Genomic DNA, 17,082 nt, shown 5'->3' on the forward strand with positions numbered 1-17,082 from the left:
AATATGAACGCGACGCCAAAAGATGCTGATGATCTGATCGTTGTCGGCAAGATCTATTCTGTTCATGGCGTTCGCGGCGAAGTGAAGGTTTACTCCTTTACTGATCCGATCAAAAACCTGTTGGACTACAAAACCTGGACGCTCAAGCGCGAAGGTAGCGTGAAACAGGTTGAGCTGGTCAGCGGACGTGGGAACGACAAGTTCCTGGTCGCAAAGCTCAAGGGTCTTGATGATCGTGAAGAAGCGCGTCTTCTGGCCGGTTATGAGATCTGCGTGCCGCGCAACCTGTTCCCTGAACTGACCGACGGCGAGTACTACTGGTACCAGCTTGTAGGTCTGAAGGTCATCGACCACCTCGGGCAACTGCTCGGGAAGATCGATCACCTGCTCGAGACCGGTTCGAACGATGTCATGGTGGTAAAGCCTTGCGTCGGCAGCCTGGATGATCGCGAACGCCTGTTGCCCTATACCGAGCAATGCGTGTTGGCCGTTGACCTGGCAGCAGGCGAGATGAAGGTGGAATGGGATGCGGATTTCTAGACGTGGCTAATCTGCGCGTTGAAGTCATCACGTTGTTTCCCGAGATGTTTTCCGCCATCAGCGAATACGGCATAACCAGCCGCGCGGTGAAACAGGAGCTGTTGCAGCTCACTTGTTGGAATCCGCGGGACTACACCACGGATCGACATCACACTGTGGACGATCGCCCGTTTGGCGGTGGTCCGGGCATGGTGATGAAGATCAAGCCCCTGGAAGATGCACTGGTTCAGGCCAGGACGGCAGCCGGGGAGGGTGCGAAGGTGATCTACCTGTCGCCCCAAGGCCGTCAACTGACTCAGTCGGCGGTACGCGAGCTGGCGAAATCGGATGCATTGATCCTGATTGCCGGCCGTTACGAAGGCATTGACGAGCGTTTCATTGAAGCTCATGTCGATGAAGAGTGGTCGATTGGCGACTATGTACTGTCTGGCGGCGAGCTGCCGGCGATGGTCCTGATCGATGCGGTTACACGACTGCTGCCTGGAGCTTTAGGGCATGCGGATTCCGCCGAGGAAGATTCCTTTACGGATGGTCTGCTGGATTGCCCGCACTACACCCGACCGGAGGTGTATGCGGATCAGCGTGTTCCCGACGTGTTGCTAAGTGGCAACCACGCGCACATCCGGCGTTGGCGTTTACAGCAGTCCCTTGGTCGGACCTATGAACGACGCGCCGATCTTCTGGAAAGCCGCTCGCTTTCTGGAGAAGAGAAGAAGCTGCTCGAGGAATACATCCGCGAGCGGGACGATAGTTAACAACGTATCGATGGTAAGTCCGATGACTTGCCTTAGGAGCACAGCATGACTAACAAAATCATCCTTGCACTCGAAGCAGAGCAGATGACGAAAGAAATCCCTCCCTTTGCCCCGGGCGACACCATTGTCGTTCAGGTGAAAGTGAAGGAAGGCGACCGTGCACGTCTGCAAGCGTTCGAAGGCGTTGTTATCGCCAAGCGTAACCGCGGCGTAAACAGTGCATTCACCGTTCGTAAAATCTCCAACGGTGTTGGCGTAGAGCGTACTTTCCAGACCTACAGCCCGCAGATCGACAGCATGGCTGTGAAGCGTCGCGGTGACGTGCGTAAAGCCAAGCTGTACTACCTGCGTGACCTGTCCGGTAAAGCAGCTCGCATCAAGGAAAAACTGGCTTAAGCCCAGCTTCCGATGCAAAAAAAGCAGCCTGCGGGCTGCTTTTTTGTTGCCTGTGATTTGGTCTTTGCGCACCCTGCATGGCTTCATTCTCATTCGTAGCCGTGTGCGCCCGTCCCAAGAGTCTTTATGCCTGCCATCGATCACCCGCTGATAGACCAGTTTCTCGATGCCCTGTGGCTGGAGAAGGGGTTGTCCGATAACACCCGCGATGCCTATCGCAGCGACCTCGCCCTGTTCCACGGCTGGCTCCAGGAAAACAACCTGGAGCTGGCCAATGCCGGGCGGGAGTTGATCCTCGATCATCTGGCGTGGCGCCTGGAGCAGAACTACAAGCCGCGCTCTACTGCCCGGTTTCTCTCTGGCTTGCGTGGGTTCTATCGTTATTTGTTGCGGGAAAAGCTGATCGCGGTGGACCCGACCTTGCGCGTGGAAATGCCGCAACTGGGGCGTCCGCTGCCCAAATCCCTTTCGGAAGCGGACGTCGAGGCGCTGCTGGCGGCACCGGACCTCAGCGACCCCATCGGTCAGCGCGACCGGGCCATGCTGGAAGTGTTGTACGCCTGTGGCTTGCGGGTCACTGAACTGATCAGCCTGACGCTGGAACAAGTGAACCTGCGCCAGGGCGTGTTGCGGGTGATGGGCAAGGGCAGCAAGGAGCGCCTGGTTCCGATGGGCGAAGAAGCGATCGTCTGGGTCGAGCGCTACATGCGCGATGCCCGTCATGACTTGCTGGGCGGGCGTCCCAGCGACGTGCTGTTTCCCAGCCTGCGCGGCGAGCAGATGACCCGCCAGACTTTCTGGCACCGCATCAAGCACCAGGCCAAGGTGGCCGGGATCAACAAATCGCTCTCGCCCCACACGCTGCGCCATGCCTTCGCCACGCACCTGCTCAATCACGGCGCCGACCTGCGGGTGGTGCAGATGCTGCTGGGGCATAGCGACCTGTCCACCACCCAGATCTATACCCATGTGGCCCGGGCGCGGTTGCAGGAGTTGCATGCCAGGCACCATCCGCGCGGCTGAATGAACACCCGCTTTTGTGGCGAGGGAGCTTGCTCCCGCTGGGCGCGAAGCGCCCCAATGCAGCAGCCGCGATCTTCCCTCAGAGCGGAGTGACTCCATTTGCGACTGCTGCGCAGCCGAGCGGGAGCAAGCTCCCTCGCCACAGGGGACCTGGTACACCGACATCGTGTGTTGTCTTGCGACAGGTGAATTCGGCCATACGGGCCTTATGTGGTAGGCTTTCCCGGTTTGCACAGTGGGCGGCTGGAACCCGAATCTCTGCCTCGGTGTCCCCGCCTATTTGTTTGCCTCAGGAGTCCTCATGCGTTTGATCCAGATGTTCACCGCCGCCGCCATTGCGTTGGCCAGTACCTTTGCCATCGCCGATGACGCGGCCGACCAGGCGATCCGCAAAAGCCTCGCCAACCTCGAGCTTGAAGTGCCGATCGAGGCCATCTCCGCCAGCCCGATGTCCGGCCTGTATGAGGTCAAGCTGCAGGGCAGCCGTGTGCTGTATGCCAGCGCCGACGGTCAGTACATCGTCCAGGGCAACCTGTTCGCGCTCAAGGACGGCAAGCCGGTGAATCTCACCGAGATCACCGAGCGCCAAGGCATCTCCAAATTGATCAACGGTATCCCGGTCGCCGAAACCGTGGTCTACCCGGCGGTGGGCGAAACCAAGTCGCACATTACCGTGTTCACCGACACCACCTGCCCGTACTGCCACAAACTGCACGCCGAAGTGCCAGAGCTGAACAAGCGTGGCATCGAGGTGCGCTACGTGGCGTTCCCGCGTCAGGGCCTCGGCTCGCCGGGTGATGAGCAATTGCAGGCAGTCTGGTGCTCCAAGGACAAGAAAGCGGCCATGGACAAAATGGTCGACGGCAAGGAAATCAAAGCCGCCAAGTGCGAGAACCCGGTCTCCAAGCAATTCGCCCTCGGCCAGTCCATTGGTGTGAACGGCACGCCGGCCATCGTTTTGGCCGATGGCCAGGTGATTCCGGGCTACCAGCCGGCGCCGCAAGTCGCCAAACTGGCCCTTGGGGCGAAATGATCGTGGCCAATGCGCTGCAGAAGATCACGGCCTGGCGAAAATCTTTGCCGGGCCGTTAAACACAAAGTCGCGTTGCTGCGCGGCTGTATTCACGGCCGACCTTGTGTCGGCCGTTTCATGGGGAGTCAAGAGTGAATCCGGTCAAAGTAGGCATCTGTGGGTTAGGTACCGTCGGTGGCGGCACCTTCAACGTACTTCAGCGCAACGCCGAGGAAATTGCTCGTCGTGCCGGGCGTGGGATCGAAGTGGCACAAATTGCCATGCGCACGTCAAAGCCTCAGTTCCAGACGACCGGTATTGCGATTACCAACGATGTCTTCGAAGTGGCCACGAACCCTGAGATAGACATCGTGATAGAGCTGATGGGCGGCTATACCGTTGCCCGCGAGCTGGTACTCAAGGCCATCGAGAATGGCAAGCATGTGGTCACCGCGAACAAGGCGCTTATCGCCGTTCACGGCAATGAAATTTTCGCCAAGGCCCGCGAGAAGGGCGTGATCGTGGCTTTCGAGGCCGCCGTAGCCGGTGGTATCCCGGTGATCAAGGCGATTCGCGAAGGGCTGTCGGCCAACCGGATCAACTGGGTGGCCGGGATCATCAACGGCACCGGCAACTTCATCCTCACCGAGATGCGCGAGAAGGGCCGCACTTTTGAAGACGTGCTGGCCGAAGCCCAGGCGCTGGGCTATGCCGAAGCGGACCCGACGTTCGACGTCGAGGGCATTGATGCGGCGCACAAGCTGACGATCCTGGCGTCGATCGCCTTCGGTATTCCGCTGCAGTTCGACAAGGCCTACACCGAAGGCATCACCAAGCTGACCACCGCCGACGTGAACTACGCCGAGGCCCTGGGCTATCGCATCAAGCACCTGGGCGTGGCGCGCAGCACCGCCAGCGGCATCGAGTTGCGTGTGCATCCGACGCTGATCCCGGCCGATCGCCTGATCGCCAACGTCAACGGTGTGATGAACGCGGTAATGGTCAACGGTGACGCCGCGGGCTCGACCTTGTTCTACGGCGCCGGCGCCGGCATGGAGCCGACCGCCTCTTCGGTGGTTGCCGACCTGGTAGACGTGGTTCGCGCCATGACATCCGACCCGGAAAATCGCGTGCCGCACCTGGCGTTCCAGCCGGACTCGCTGTCGGACCACCCGATTCTTCCGATCGAAGCGTGCGAAAGTGCCTACTACCTGCGTATCCAGGCGAAGGACCATCCGGGGGTGTTGGCCCAGGTTGCGAGCATTCTTTCGGAACGCGGCATCAACATCGAGTCGATCATGCAGAAGGAAGTCGAGGAACACGACGGCCTGGTGCCGATGATCCTGCTGACCCACCGCGTGGTCGAGCAACGCATCAACGATGCGATCGCAGCGTTGGAGGCGCTTCAGGGAGTCGTTGGCCCGGTGGTCCGTATCCGCGTCGAGCATTTGAACTAAGCAGCGGCGAGCTTCAAGCTGCAAGCTCCAAGTAAAAGCAGATCCGCTTTTACTTGCAGCTTGTAGCTTACAGCTCGCAGCTCAAACCGAAGGTTTGCCCCTATGCGCTATATCAGTACCCGCGGCCAGGCACCGGCCCTGAATTTCGAAGATGTCCTGCTGGCCGGCCTGGCCACGGACGGCGGCCTCTATGTGCCGGAGAACCTGCCGCGCTTCACCCAGGAAGAAATCGCTTCCTGGGCCGGCCTGCCGTATCACGAGCTGGCCTTCCGAGTGATGCGCCCGTTCGTCACCGGGAGCATTCCGGACGCTGATTTCAAGAAGATCCTGGAAGAGACATACGGCGTCTTTTCCCACAACGCTATCGCGCCGTTGCGTCAGCTCAACGGTAACGAATGGGTGATGGAGCTGTTCCACGGCCCGACCCTGGCCTTCAAGGATTTCGCCCTGCAATTGCTCGGCCGCCTGCTGGACTATGTGCTGCAAAAGCGTGGCGAGCGCGTGGTGATTGTGGGTGCCACCTCCGGCGACACCGGCTCGGCCGCCATCGAAGGTTGCAAGCATTGCGAGAACGTCGATATTTTCATCCTGCACCCGCACAACCGCGTCTCGGAAGTGCAGCGTCGGCAGATGACGACGATTTTCGGCGACAACATCCATAACATCGCCATCGAAGGCAACTTCGATGACTGCCAGGAAATGGTCAAGGCCAGCTTCGCCGACCAGAGCTTCCTCAAGGGCACCCGGCTGGTGGCGGTGAACTCGATCAACTGGGCGCGGATCATGGCCCAGATCGTCTATTACTTCCACGCGGCCCTGCAGTTGGGCGGCCCGGCCCGCTCGGTGGCGTTCTCGGTACCCACCGGCAATTTCGGCGATATCTTCGCCGGTTACCTGGCACGCAACATGGGGCTGCCGATCAACCAGTTGATCGTCGCCACCAACCGCAACGACATCCTGCACCGCTTCATGAGCGGTAACCAGTACGTCAAGGAAACCCTGCACGCCACGTTGTCGCCGTCGATGGACATCATGGTGTCGTCGAACTTCGAGCGTTTGCTGTTTGACCTGCACGGGCGCAATGGCGCGGCGATCGCGGGCCTGATGGACAGCTTCCGCCAGGGCGGTGGTTTCAGCGTCGAGGCCGAGCGCTGGACCGAAGCCCGCAAGCTGTTCGACTCCCTGGCGGTGGATGACGCGCAGACCTGCGAAACCATCGCCGAAGTGTTCGAGCAGAGCGGTGAGTTGCTCGATCCGCACACCGCCATCGGGGTGCGAGCGGCGCGCGAATGCCGCCGCAGCCTGGATATCCCGATGGTCATCCTGGGCACCGCTCACCCGGTGAAGTTTCCAGAGGCCGTGGAGAAAGCTGGCGTAGGAAAAGCGCTTGAGCTGCCTGCACATCTTTCTGATTTGTTTGAGCGAGATGAGCGTTGCACCGTATTGCCTAATGATCTGAAGGCCGTGCAGGCCTTTGTCAGCCAGCATGGCAACCGCGGCAAACCGCTCTGATCGCTGGAAGCTGTCACATCTTGAAGCCCGTCTCCTGACGGGCTTCTTTGTTTCTGCATGCCAAACTGGCCGGGTTTCGCCCAAGGAAGGACGGGTGAGTTATCTCGAAGGAATGCAGATGCTATTCGTTAACCGATGCAAGCCGGCGTTGAGCTGGATGATGGGCCTGGCCCTGATGTACTGGACCCAATGGGGCGGCGCTGACCCGTCGACGACTCCCGGACAGTCACCGCTCGAAGCCGGCGAGAGACTGGTGCTCGACGCCCGGCAGCTGGACTGGATCAGGCAGAACCCGCGTGTCGTTGTGGCGTCGATGCAAATCCCGCTGTACCTGTTCAAGAATGCACAGGGGGAATGGAGCGGCCTGAACGCTGACATGCTCCATGCCATTGAGCAAATGACCGGACTTGAATTCATCCATCGGGAGTCGTTCTCTGCCGATCAATTGATAGAGATGCTGGAAAACGGCGAAGCCGACATGTCTAGTGTCCTGGCGATGAATGACGAGCGCCGGGCTGTGCTGAATTTCAGCCATGCGTTCGGCGGTTTCGACTGGGTATTCGTTGGCCGTGAGGGGGAGCCCGCGCTTCGTTCGCTGGATCAGTTGGCGGGCAAGGTGCTGGCGTTGCCGGCACGGCATGCCCTGGAAGCGGAAATCCGCCGCGAGCATCCGACCATAGCGCTGCGCACGGTGATGACCCCTGCCGAGGCAAGGGCGTTAGTGGAAAATCGCGAAGCCCATGCCACCATCGAAAGCGAAACCGCCGTGCACCTCTATCCTTCAGGGCAACTGCAGGTGGGGGGCAGTCTCGAAGGCATGTGGGAACCGGACTATCTCGCTGTACGGCAGGATTCCCAAACATTGCTGGAGATCCTCAACAAGGCGCTGGAAGCGTTTCCCGCCGAAGATATGCGCGCGCTACGTTTCAAGTGGTTCGCCGAGAAAACACTTGATCAGGAGCCGTCGTTCTGGTCACGCATCCCCCTGCAGGGCTATTGGTGTGTAATCGCGGCAGGGGTGTTCGGCCTGTTGTCGCTGCTGTGGAACCGCCGCTTGCAGGGCCAGATCGGACAGCGCCTCAAGGCCGAGACCGTACTCAACGACCAATTGGCGTTCCAGCGCGCCTTGATGGATGCCATTCCCGATCCGATCTTCATTCGAGATCTCGAAGGGCGGCTGATCATGTGCAACAAAAGTTATGAGGAGCGGTTCGCGACTCGCTTCGAGAAGCTGCGAGGCACGTGTCTGACGGAGTCTGCGGCAATGCCGGCGGCGACCGCCGAACTGTTGCACGAGGAGCTGATGGAGCAGCTGCGAACCCGTCAGCCTCGGTTTGTCGAACGCCAGCTGATGTTGCGCAGTGGATTGCAGGACATCTATCACTGGTCGGTGCCCTTTTATGCCGCCGATGGCCGGTTGCGCGGTGTCCTGGGCGGTTGGATCGAGGTTGGACGCCGGAGGGATCGTTCCAAGCGGCTGCCGGCTTGATCGATTGCATCCGCTGAGGCTGATATCCAGCTGTCATATTGAACGCGCATGCTCGGTTGAACAGGTCGCCGTTGTGCCGGTTCGTTGCGCTGGCGAACTTTCCGCCGGGCCGCGGGGTCACTTAATGTGCAGTTGATTTTTTTTTGACTATTGAAGGGTGATCGAATGGAAAGTATCAGCCTGTTGCTCAATGAAGCCTTGAGCCCGTATCAGGTCACGCTCACGCCCTCCGGTACCAAAGGCGAATGCCTGGTAACGCTGAAGAATTCCTCGGGGGCCATCATGGTCGAACGGCTGTTCAACCAGGCCCAGCTGACCGACAAGCGCCAACTGACCGACGTGGTCGACGGCCTGCATCGCGATGTGCTGATTGCCGAGGGGCGGCTGGAGCCGTGTGTCATCGCGGCGTTACGTAACGTGGCGCGCGACAAGGTCATGCTTGCTGCCAATTGAGTGACATCCCGCGGGAACCTTCCTACGTTCTAGCGAGTCAGACTTTTTACCAACAAGAGCAAGCATTGTGCTCCGGTGCTTGTAGCTTGTTGTACGGACCTTTAAGGGTCACGTTTAACCCCGAGTTGTCTCCCCACTTCTCGGGGTTTCTTTTTGCCTGGTGTTTATGGCCACGGTGCTCTGCATCAGGCAAAACAGAACCCTTGTGGGAGCGAGCCTGCTCGCGAAAGCGGTTTGTCAGTCAATAGCATGTTGACTCGTCCGATGCCTTCGCGAGCAGGCTCGCTCCCACCGTGGATCTTCAGCTATCCGAAGCATTTGCCTTAGACGGCGCCGTCGGTGCGCAGCCTGGCGACCTGCTGCGCATCGTAGCCAAGCTCACCGAGCACCTCTGCCGTGTGCTCGCCCAATGCTGGCCCGACCCATTCGGCTGTTCCCGGTGTGTCGGAAAGCTTCGGTACGATCCCAGGCATCTTGAACGCCTTGCCATCCGGCAGCCTGGCTTGCAGGAACATCTCGCGGGCGAGAAATTGCGGGTCGCTGAACATGTCCTCGGCACTGAAGATCCGGCTCGCCGGCACGCCGGCCTGGTTCAACTGGTCGATGACGGCATCCAACGGCAGCGAGTTGACCCAGCGATCAATGACCCCATACAACTCGTCGCGGCGTTCGTCACGGCCATCATTGCTGGCCAGCTGGGGGTCGTTCGCCAGGTCGTCCCGGCCAATGACCTGCATGAAACGCTTGAAGATGGCGTCACCGTTGGCGCCGATCTGTACATGCTTGCCGTCGGCGCTGGTGTGGATGGACGACGGCGTGATGCCGGGCATGATGTTGCCGGTGCGTTCGCGGATGAAACCGAACACGTCGAACTCCGGCACCATGCTTTCCATCATGGCGAAAATCGCTTCGTATAGCGCCACGTCCACCACCTGGCCGGTCCCGCCGTTGACCTCCCGATGACGCAAGGCCATCAGCGCGCCGATCACCCCCCAGAGCGCGGCGATCGAGTCGCCGATGGAGATGCCGGTGCGCACCGGTGGGCGATCCTCGAAGCCGGTGATGTAGCGCAGGCCTCCCATCGACTCACCGACGGCGCCGAACCCGGGCTGATCCTTCATCGGCCCAGTCTGGCCGAAGCCTGATAGCCGGACCATGACCAGCTTCGGATTCAGTGCGTGCAACACGTCCCAGCCCAGGCCGAGCTTTTCCAGCACACCGGGGCGAAAGTTCTCGATCAGGATGTCGGCTTCGCCAAGCAGTTTTTTCAGGATCGCCAGGCCTTCGGGGTGCTTGAGGTTCAGCGTCACGGACTTTTTGTTGCGTGCCTGGACGAACCACCACAAGGACGTACCTTCATACAATTTGCGCCACTTGCGCAGCGGATCGCCGCCGTCCGGAGATTCGACCTTGATGACCTCCGCACCGAATTCACCGCAGATACGCGAGGCAAAAGGGCCGGCGATCAGCGTGCCGAGTTCGATGACCTTGACGCCGGCAAGAGGTTTGGCAGTAAGCGACATGACGGATCCTGTAGGACAAAGGCAGAACGAATAGAGCGTTTTATCATAGGCCGACCATCGTCGCCGCAGGTTGATGGTCGGCAATTCGTGGATTAGCCGTCGCATCGGTTAGACTTGCCGCCTTTCCTCGTATCAAGAAGCCCGTTCATGGCCCAGCCGTCCACGACCTACAAGTTTGAACTGAACCTCACTGACCTCGACCGCAGCGTGTACGAGAATGTGAAGCAGACCATTGCCCGCCATCCTTCGGAAACCGAAGAGCGCATGACCGTGCGCCTCTTGGCCTACGCGTTCTGGTACAACGAGCTGCTGGCGTTTGGTCGTGGGCTGTCGGATGTCGACGAACCCGCGCTGTGGGAAAAAAGTCTGGATGACCGTGTGCTGCACTGGATCGAAGTCGGCCAGCCGGATGCCGATCGCCTGACCTGGTGCTCGCGCCGCACCGAGCGCACCAGCCTGCTGGCCTACGGCAGCCTGCGGGTGTGGGAAGGCAAGGTGATCCCCGCGGTGAAGAACCTGAAGAACGTGAACATCGCCGCCGTCCCCCAGGAAGTGCTCGAAACCCTGGCCAAGGACATGCCACGGGTGATCAAGTGGGACGTGATGATCAGCGAAGGGACGATTTTCGTGACCGACGACCGTGGCCAGCATGAGGTTCAGTTGCAATGGTTGCTGGGCGAGCGTGGTTGAGCCGTTGACCCTGTATCAAGTGAACGCTTTGTGGCGAGGGAGCTTGCTCCCGCTTGGGTGCGCAGCGCCCACAAAAAAGGGCCGCTACGCAGCCCAGCGGGAGCAAGCTCCCTCGCCACAGGATCTACAAAAATAGAGAAATGATCGTTACCCCATGCGCATAGAACCCCGCCAGTTACCCGCCACCCTGCCGTTTCTCGGTGACCTGCCGCCGTTGTTGACCCGTCTTTACGCAGCACGTGGCGTGCAGTCCGAAGCGGAGCTGGACAAGAGCCTGGCGCGCCTGATTCCTTATCAGCAACTCAAGGGGATCGATGCCGCGGTGGACCTGCTGGTGGCGGCGCTGGAGCAGCGTCAGCGCATCCTCATCGTCGGCGATTTTGATGCCGATGGCGCGACCGCCAGTACCGTGGGCATGCTTGGTCTGCGCCTGCTCGGTGCGGCCCATGTCGACTACCTGGTGCCCAATCGCTTTGAATATGGCTATGGCCTCACTCCGGAAATCGTCGAAGTCGCCCTGACACGCGCGCCGCAATTGTTGGTCACCGTGGACAACGGCATCTCCAGCGTGGAAGGCGTGGCAGCGGCGAAAGCGGCCGGCCTCAAGGTGCTGGTCACCGACCACCACTTGCCGGGGCTCGAATTGCCGGCGGCCGATGCCATCGTCAACCCGAACCAGCCCGGTTGTGAGTTCCCGAGCAAGGCACTGGCGGGCGTCGGGGTGATCTTTTATGTGCTGATGGCCCTGCGGGCCCGTCTGCGCAGCCTCGGTTGGTATGCCAGCAAGCCGCAGCCGAACATCGGCGAACTGCTCGACCTGGTGGCGCTGGGCAGCGTCGCCGACGTGGTGCCGCTGGATGCCAACAACCGGATCCTGGTGCACCAGGGCCTGGAGCGTATTCGCGCCGGACGCGCCCGGCCCGGCATCAAGGCCATCCTCGAAGTAGCCAAGCGCGATCACTCGCGCATCACGTCCACCGACCTCGGTTTCATCCTCGGGCCGCGCCTGAATGCGGCGGGGCGGCTGGACGACATGAGCCTGGGCATCGAGTGCCTGCTTACCGACGACCCGGCTCTGGCACGGGACATGGCGGCGCAGCTGGATGGCATGAACCAGGACCGCAAATCCATCGAACAGGGCATGCAACGTGAAGCCATGGCCCAGCTCAAGGATCTGCCGGTGGAGTCGATGCCGTTCGGCTTGTGCCTGTTCGATCCGCAATGGCACCAAGGCGTCATCGGGATCCTGGCGTCACGCATGAAAGAGCGCTATTTCCGTCCGACCATTGCTTTCGCCGATGCCGGGGACGGCCTGCTCAAAGGGTCGGGCCGCTCGGTGCCGGGATTTCATATCCGCGATGCGTTGAGCGTTGTCGCGGCGCAGCATCCGACCCTGATCAGCAAATACGGCGGTCACGCCATGGCGGCGGGGCTGACGTTGCCGGAGGCGAACTTTGCCTTGTTTGCCGAGGCTTTTGACGCGGAGGTGCGCCGGCAACTACGTGAAGAAGACCTGACGGGGCGGCTGTTGTCGGATGGCTCTCTGGCGGTGGAAGAGTTCCACCTGGAACTGGCCCGGGCACTGCGCCATGCCGGGCCGTGGGGACAGCATTTTCCGGAGCCGGTGTTCCACGGCGTGTTCCAGCTGGTCGAGCAGCGAGTGGTGGGTGAACGGCACCTGAAGGTCATTCTCAAGACTGAGTGCGGTTCGGTGAAACTCGATGGCATAGCCTTCGGCATTGATCGGGAAATCTGGCCCAACCCCACCGTGCGCTGGGTAGAGCTGGCCTATAAGCTTGACCTCAACGAGTTCCGTGGCCAGGAAACGGTGCAGTTGATGATTGCTCATATCGAACCGCGGTAGCCTTACCGCCCCCGTGGCGAGGGAGCTTGCTCCCGCTGGGCTGCGAAGCGGCCCCTGTTGGCGTGAAGCAATTCTTTCAGGTAAACCGCAATGATCGGTTTTACGACTGCTGCGCAGCCGAGAGGGAGCAAGCTCCCTCGCCACGGGAGTTCACACAAGCCTTGAAGACAAAGCTTGGCTTCGAAAGGGCGGTTTTTGACTCTGAACCCTTCCTCCTCCCCGGTTGTCGACTAGTCTCTAAGCACTGCTTGATAGGCCTTGTGACGTCTTGTCGATTGTTTTGCCCGCGGGGGCGGGTGTTGCACCGTTTGTCACTCGTCGACTTTTCAAACAGAACCCTGGAGCCTGCCCACTGATTCGAGAGGTGCCCCATGAGTCTGCTGCTGGAACCTTATACCCTTCGTCAACTGACCCTGCCCAATCGCATCGCGGTTTCGCCGATGTGCCAGTATTCGAGCGCCGATGGCCTGGCCAACGACTGGCATCTGGTGCACCTCGGCAGTCGTGCCGTGGGCGGTGCCGGCCTGGTGTTCACCGAAGCCACCGCCGTCACGGCCGATGGCCGGATTACCGCCGAGGACCTCGGGTTGTGGAACGATGAACAGATCGAGCCTTTGCAACGCATCACCCGCTTCATAACCGCCCAAGGCGCCGTGCCCGGCATCCAGCTGGCCCACGCCGGGCGCAAGGCAAGCACCTGGCGGCCCTGGCTGGGCAAGCATGGCAGCGTCAAACCGGAAGAGGGCGGCTGGGTTCCGGTCGGCCCTTCGCCGATTGCCTTCGACCCCCAGCACACCCAACCGAAGCAGCTCGATGAAGGACAAATCGCCGATGTCATCCAGGCATTCGTCGACGCGGCCAAACGCGCCCTGACGGCTGGTTTCAAGGTCGTCGAGGTCCATGCAGCCCATGGCTATCTGCTGCACCAGTTCCTGTCGCCGTTGAGCAATCAGCGGCGGGATCAATACGGTGGGTCGTTTGAAAATCGTATCCGCCTGGTACTGCAAGTGACCGAAGCGGTCCGGGCCGTATGGCCTGAGGAGTTGCCGGTTTTTGTTCGGGTATCCGCCACCGACTGGGTCGAAGACGGCTGGAACCCCGATGAAACGGTGGAACTGGCGCGGCGATTCCGGGCGCTGGGGGTGGACTTGATTGATGTGTCGTCGGGCGGCACCGCCGCCAACGCCGAGATTCCCACCGGCCCGGGCTACCAGACGCGCTTCGCCGAGCGGGTGCGCAAGGAGTCGGAAATCGCCACTGGCACGGTCGGGATGATCACCGAGCCGGCCCAGGCCGAACACATCCTGCGCACCTGCCAGGCCGATATCATCTTCCTCGCTCGCGAGCTGTTGCGCGATCCGTACTGGGCGCTGCATGCCGACGATGACCTGGGCGGACGCAAGGCCACCTGGCCGGCGCAGTACCAGCGGGCGACGCATCGGGACCAGCCGATCCATGAGTCGGATTTGCGCGACTGAGCGGCCGCTGAAACAAAAACCCCCGGTCTCATTGACCGGGGCTTTTTGTTTGTCTGATTGAAAAAATTTGGTGCTTGTACCGGCCTCATCGTCGGATCGCCGCCCGGAGCAGGCTCGCTCCCACAAAAGGATCACAGAGGGCTGTCCACTGTGGGAGCGAGCCTGCTCGCGAAGGCGTCATTCCTGACGCAGCAGGGCTCAGGGGTACTTACGCTTATCCGGCGCCGGCGGGAAGTACTGGTACAACCAGGTCTCGCTCAGCGTCCGGTCCTTGGAGCGAATGAACAGGCGCATCTCCACCGGGTCCACGCGGTCGTCGGTCGGGTACCAGTCGAAGGTGATGCGATAACCCTTGATCGCGTCCAGCACCAGCACGTTGAAATCCTTGACCTCGCCGTGGGAGCAGGTCACCACCGGCTCGATGCCGGTGCCCGCTGGCAACTGATCGAGACCGCCACCGGTGAAGTCCACCGCGAAGCGCCGTGCCCAGACGGTGGGGTAGTGTTCGCCGGGAGCCCAGCCTTCGATGAAGCCGCCCATGCCGGAACGGGTGGCGTCGACGCGGGCCAGGTCCGTGCTGACCGGCGGCAGGGCGCTCCAGTAGAGTTTGTAGCCATAGTTCAACGAATCGCCGGCAGCGACCGGTTTTTTCGGCGTCCAGAACGCAACGATGTTATCCAGGGTCTCGCCGGTGGTAGGAATTTCCAGCAGGTCGACCGAGCCTTCGCCCCAAGCGGTCGTAGGTTCGACCCACAGGCTTGGCCGTTTGCTGTACCAGTCCACGGTGTCCTGGTAACTCTCGAAGTCGTGGTCGGTCTGCACCAGGCCGAAACCTTTCGGGTTGTTGTCGGCGAAAGCATTGAACTGCAGGGTGGCGGGGTTGTTCAGCGGGCGGCAGACCCACTCGCCGTTGCCGCGCCACATGGCCAGGCGGTCGGAGTCGTGGATCTGCGGGTGTATGGTGTCGCACATGCGTCGCTCGACGGTGCCGCAACTGAACATGCTGGTCATCGGCGCGATGCCCAGCTGCTCGATGGCGGTACGGGCGTTGACGTGCGCGTCGACTTCCATCACCACCCGGGTAGGCTGGCAGTCGATGTCAAAGCGGTAGGCACCGGTGGCGCTCGGTGAGTCGAGCAGGGCATAGACCACGAAGCGGGTGCTGTTCTTGTCCGGCGTTTCGAACCAGAACTTGGTGAAGTCCGGGAATTCCTCGCGTTTTTTCGCATACGTGTCGATGGCCAGGCCGCGGGCAGACAAGCCGTACTGGCCGGTGGCGTCCACCGCGCGGAAGTAGCTGGCGCCGAGAAACGAAACGATGTCGTGCCGGTCCAGCTCCGGTGCCTTGAACACCCGGAACCCTGCGAACCCGAGGTCGCCGGTGAGCTGCGAGGTATTGACGGTGGTCTTCTCGTAGTTGAACAGTTCCGGGCGAAAGTGCACTTCACGCGCCATGCGGGTCTTCGGGTCGACACTGTACATGCGCACCGGCTGCTTGAAGCCCATGCCGACATGGAAGAACTGCACGTCCAGCTTGCCGTCCAGTTCATTCCACAGCGAATGATTGGCGTCGTACTGGATGGCATTGAACTGCAAGGGGGACATCTGCGCCAGCGTCGGCGGCAGGACTTGCTTGGTGTCGACGTAGCGGCTTGCGGCCAGTCGCAGGGCCTGGTCTTTCAATTGGTTGAAATCGAAGGGACGGGCTTCGCCGTCGGCGGTCTGATCGGCAGCCCAGGCACGCGCGGCCATGAGCCCGGAGGCCGACAGTCCGGTGTAGGCGGCGAAGGCCATGGAGGCCTTGAGCAGATTCCTGCGGTGCATAAATACAACCTTATCTGAAGACAATCCCGAGCCGATCCTGGCTACAGAGACTGGTAAAGGAGTTCGGACATGCCTTTGGCCAAACGCGACGAACGTTAGAACAGATGCCTGAGAGCTGGATCGGTTCACCGAAACGCAAAATCATAGGGGAAATGCCCGCTTGGAGAGATGGGAAAGCGTGGCTTGGTTAAAAATTCTTACAGTTATTTCTGTTTTTGTGAGGATTCGGGAATTTTTTGATCAATTACTTTAAGACTGTCTTTCTACGCTTTGAATCGACGTAACGAAGGACAACCCATGACCAAAATACAGAGCATTACCGAGATACTGGGGATCTTTCCTGGCCTGACCAGAATACGGAGCAAACGCCCGCTCAGCCTGGAGGAAGCGAGGCTGGTCGAACGTTATCGAGAGTTGTCGGAAAGCGACCGGATCGCCATGCGTTATCTGATGGATGCGATGGGCCGTGTTTCGCGGTTTTGAAGGTCGTTGCAACGGGGCTAGCAGCCCGGCGCCCTTATTGTACTGACCAGTCCTGAGGACGTTCGCTGCGTTGATGCAGTATCCGCAAGACCTGTAATTGTCCGTCCTTGAGCCGATAGGGGGCAACGAACGGGTAGCGCGTCAGCACCAGCTCCCGAATATCGGGGACCACTGAAGGACGCCCCGAGCCGGGAAAACGTTGCAGTTGGCGCAGCGATTCCAGAATCGTGGCGATGACATCGTCAGCGCCTTCTGCGCCGAGTGCGCTTTGGTAATGTTCGTGGATAGAGTCGAGGTCACTTTGTGCTTTGTTGGTCAGTACGATGCTCGGCACGCTTTGCCCACTTAGCCTTCACGGCATCCAGATCGGTCAGATTCCCGGCGTCGGCATCCGCTATGCCTTCGCTGATCGCTTGCAGGTGCCAGGACTCGGCCTCTACGTATCGAACCAATGCACGCTTCAGGTGATATTGACGGTCGCGGTCGGTGGCGGCAGCCAGCAAGTCCAGCTGCTGGGCCAAACCTTCTTCCACGCGGAAGGACAAAACGGGCGAGGCCATGGGGGATCTCCAAAGTGTATACG

General features: G+C 60.5%; 17 protein-coding genes. 13 read left to right on the forward strand and 4 right to left on the reverse strand.

Going from position 1 to position 17,082, the window contains the following annotated elements; translation table 11 throughout:
* Positions 1–3: 3 nt before the first annotated feature.
* The 9 genes from rimM (at position 4) to J3P89_RS05185 (ending at position 8,637) form a co-directional block, all read left to right on the forward strand.
* Positions 4–540, forward strand: a complete 537-nt coding sequence (rimM, locus tag J3P89_RS05145) for a ribosome maturation factor RimM (protein WP_058544503.1) — start codon at positions 4–6, stop codon at positions 538–540.
* Positions 522–1,295, forward strand: coding sequence for a tRNA (guanosine(37)-N1)-methyltransferase TrmD (gene trmD / locus J3P89_RS05150; protein WP_434572025.1), 774 nt, complete (start codon positions 522–524; stop codon positions 1,293–1,295). The genes rimM and trmD overlap by 19 nt, the downstream gene beginning before the upstream one ends.
* A gap of 45 nt (positions 1,296–1,340) precedes the next feature.
* Entirely contained in the window at positions 1,341–1,691 is a 351-nt protein-coding gene (rplS, locus tag J3P89_RS05155; protein ID WP_305499028.1) for a 50S ribosomal protein L19, read from the forward strand.
* 126 nt (positions 1,692–1,817) lie between these two features.
* Positions 1,818–2,714, forward strand: a complete 897-nt coding sequence (xerD, locus tag J3P89_RS05160) for a site-specific tyrosine recombinase XerD (RefSeq protein WP_434696896.1) — start codon at positions 1,818–1,820, stop codon at positions 2,712–2,714.
* Between the two features lie 301 nt (positions 2,715–3,015).
* Positions 3,016–3,747 carry a DsbC family protein gene (locus tag J3P89_RS05165; RefSeq protein WP_305499030.1) on the forward strand — a complete coding sequence of 244 codons (732 nt, stop codon included), beginning with the start codon at positions 3,016–3,018 and terminating at the stop codon, positions 3,745–3,747.
* A gap of 131 nt (positions 3,748–3,878) precedes the next feature.
* Positions 3,879–5,183 carry a homoserine dehydrogenase gene (locus J3P89_RS05170; protein ID WP_434696897.1) on the forward strand — a complete coding sequence of 435 codons (1,305 nt, stop codon included), beginning with the start codon at positions 3,879–3,881 and terminating at the stop codon, positions 5,181–5,183.
* A gap of 102 nt (positions 5,184–5,285) precedes the next feature.
* A complete protein-coding gene (gene thrC / locus J3P89_RS05175) occupies positions 5,286–6,695 on the forward strand; it encodes a threonine synthase (RefSeq protein WP_305499032.1) in 1,410 nt (469 codons plus the stop codon).
* 118 nt (positions 6,696–6,813) lie between these two features.
* Positions 6,814–8,184: a transporter substrate-binding domain-containing protein gene (locus tag J3P89_RS05180; protein WP_434697949.1), complete on the forward strand. Its 1,371-nt coding sequence runs from the start codon at positions 6,814–6,816 to the stop codon at positions 8,182–8,184.
* Between the two features lie 165 nt (positions 8,185–8,349).
* Positions 8,350–8,637, forward strand: a complete 288-nt coding sequence (locus tag J3P89_RS05185; protein ID WP_305499033.1) for a DUF3509 domain-containing protein — start codon at positions 8,350–8,352, stop codon at positions 8,635–8,637.
* 323 nt (positions 8,638–8,960) lie between these two features.
* On the opposite strand, the gene J3P89_RS05190 is transcribed toward J3P89_RS05185, so the two are convergent.
* Positions 8,961–10,160, reverse strand: a complete 1,200-nt coding sequence (locus tag J3P89_RS05190; RefSeq protein WP_434628615.1) for a CaiB/BaiF CoA transferase family protein — start codon at positions 10,158–10,160, stop codon at positions 8,961–8,963.
* A 147-nt stretch (positions 10,161–10,307) separates the two neighbouring features.
* On the opposite strand from J3P89_RS05190, the gene J3P89_RS05195 reads away from it, so the two are divergent.
* The 3 genes from J3P89_RS05195 (at position 10,308) to J3P89_RS05205 (ending at position 14,192) form a co-directional block, all read left to right on the forward strand.
* The gene (locus J3P89_RS05195; RefSeq protein WP_047227511.1) at positions 10,308–10,850 is read left to right on the forward strand and encodes a YaeQ family protein; all 543 of its coding nucleotides are present in this window, start codon (positions 10,308–10,310) and stop codon (positions 10,848–10,850) included.
* Between the two features lie 154 nt (positions 10,851–11,004).
* Positions 11,005–12,714, forward strand: a complete 1,710-nt coding sequence (recJ, locus tag J3P89_RS05200) for a single-stranded-DNA-specific exonuclease RecJ (RefSeq protein ID WP_434696898.1) — start codon at positions 11,005–11,007, stop codon at positions 12,712–12,714.
* Between the two features lie 371 nt (positions 12,715–13,085).
* On the forward strand, positions 13,086–14,192 hold the full coding sequence (locus J3P89_RS05205; RefSeq protein ID WP_305499036.1) for an NADH:flavin oxidoreductase/NADH oxidase: 1,107 nt from the start codon (positions 13,086–13,088) through the stop codon (positions 14,190–14,192).
* 198 nt (positions 14,193–14,390) lie between these two features.
* On the opposite strand, the gene J3P89_RS05210 is transcribed toward J3P89_RS05205, so the two are convergent.
* Positions 14,391–16,016, reverse strand: coding sequence for a glucan biosynthesis protein D (locus J3P89_RS05210; RefSeq protein ID WP_434628622.1), 1,626 nt, complete (start codon positions 16,014–16,016; stop codon positions 14,391–14,393).
* A 297-nt stretch (positions 16,017–16,313) separates the two neighbouring features.
* Here J3P89_RS05210 and J3P89_RS05215 point away from each other — a divergent pair, with 297 nt between their 5' ends.
* Positions 16,314–16,499, forward strand: coding sequence for a hypothetical protein (locus tag J3P89_RS05215; RefSeq protein ID WP_434696899.1), 186 nt, complete (start codon positions 16,314–16,316; stop codon positions 16,497–16,499).
* A 34-nt stretch (positions 16,500–16,533) separates the two neighbouring features.
* Here J3P89_RS05215 and J3P89_RS05220 read toward each other — a convergent pair whose 3' ends face one another.
* Together J3P89_RS05220 and J3P89_RS05225 are read right to left on the reverse strand one after the other, a co-directional pair.
* On the reverse strand, positions 16,534–16,833 hold the full coding sequence (locus tag J3P89_RS05220) for a type II toxin-antitoxin system RelE/ParE family toxin (protein ID WP_434696900.1): 300 nt from the start codon (positions 16,831–16,833) through the stop codon (positions 16,534–16,536).
* On the reverse strand, positions 16,796–17,059 hold the full coding sequence (locus tag J3P89_RS05225; protein ID WP_434628628.1) for a CopG family ribbon-helix-helix protein: 264 nt from the start codon (positions 17,057–17,059) through the stop codon (positions 16,796–16,798). The genes J3P89_RS05220 and J3P89_RS05225 overlap by 38 nt, the downstream gene beginning before the upstream one ends.
* Between the last annotated feature and the right edge of the window lie 23 nt (positions 17,060–17,082).

This window comes from Pseudomonas sp. Z1-14, assembly GCF_051132005.1.
Taxonomy (GTDB): domain Bacteria; phylum Pseudomonadota; class Gammaproteobacteria; order Pseudomonadales; family Pseudomonadaceae; genus Aquipseudomonas.

Bases quoted from the DNA above. Each gene is read 5' to 3' on its own strand.
- rimM (WP_058544503.1), top strand. From the start codon at position 4: ATGAACGCGACGCCAAAAGATGCTGATGATCTGATCGTTGTCGGCAAG.
- trmD (WP_434572025.1), top strand. From the start codon at position 522: ATGGGATGCGGATTTCTAGACGTGGCTAATCTGCGCGTTGAAGTCATC.
- rplS (WP_305499028.1), top strand. From the start codon at position 1,341: ATGACTAACAAAATCATCCTTGCACTCGAAGCAGAGCAGATGACGAAA.
- xerD (WP_434696896.1), top strand. From the start codon at position 1,818: ATGCCTGCCATCGATCACCCGCTGATAGACCAGTTTCTCGATGCCCTG.
- J3P89_RS05165 (WP_305499030.1), top strand. From the start codon at position 3,016: ATGCGTTTGATCCAGATGTTCACCGCCGCCGCCATTGCGTTGGCCAGT.
- thrC (WP_305499032.1), top strand. From the start codon at position 5,286: ATGCGCTATATCAGTACCCGCGGCCAGGCACCGGCCCTGAATTTCGAA.
- J3P89_RS05180 (WP_434697949.1), top strand. From the start codon at position 6,814: ATGCTATTCGTTAACCGATGCAAGCCGGCGTTGAGCTGGATGATGGGC.
- J3P89_RS05185 (WP_305499033.1), top strand. From the start codon at position 8,350: ATGGAAAGTATCAGCCTGTTGCTCAATGAAGCCTTGAGCCCGTATCAG.
- J3P89_RS05190 (WP_434628615.1), bottom strand. From the start codon at position 10,160: ATGTCGCTTACTGCCAAACCTCTTGCCGGCGTCAAGGTCATCGAACTC.
- J3P89_RS05195 (WP_047227511.1), top strand. From the start codon at position 10,308: ATGGCCCAGCCGTCCACGACCTACAAGTTTGAACTGAACCTCACTGAC.
- recJ (WP_434696898.1), top strand. From the start codon at position 11,005: ATGCGCATAGAACCCCGCCAGTTACCCGCCACCCTGCCGTTTCTCGGT.
- J3P89_RS05205 (WP_305499036.1), top strand. From the start codon at position 13,086: ATGAGTCTGCTGCTGGAACCTTATACCCTTCGTCAACTGACCCTGCCC.
- J3P89_RS05210 (WP_434628622.1), bottom strand. From the start codon at position 16,016: ATGCACCGCAGGAATCTGCTCAAGGCCTCCATGGCCTTCGCCGCCTAC.
- J3P89_RS05215 (WP_434696899.1), top strand. From the start codon at position 16,314: ATGACCAAAATACAGAGCATTACCGAGATACTGGGGATCTTTCCTGGC.
- J3P89_RS05225 (WP_434628628.1), bottom strand. From the start codon at position 17,059: ATGGCCTCGCCCGTTTTGTCCTTCCGCGTGGAAGAAGGTTTGGCCCAG.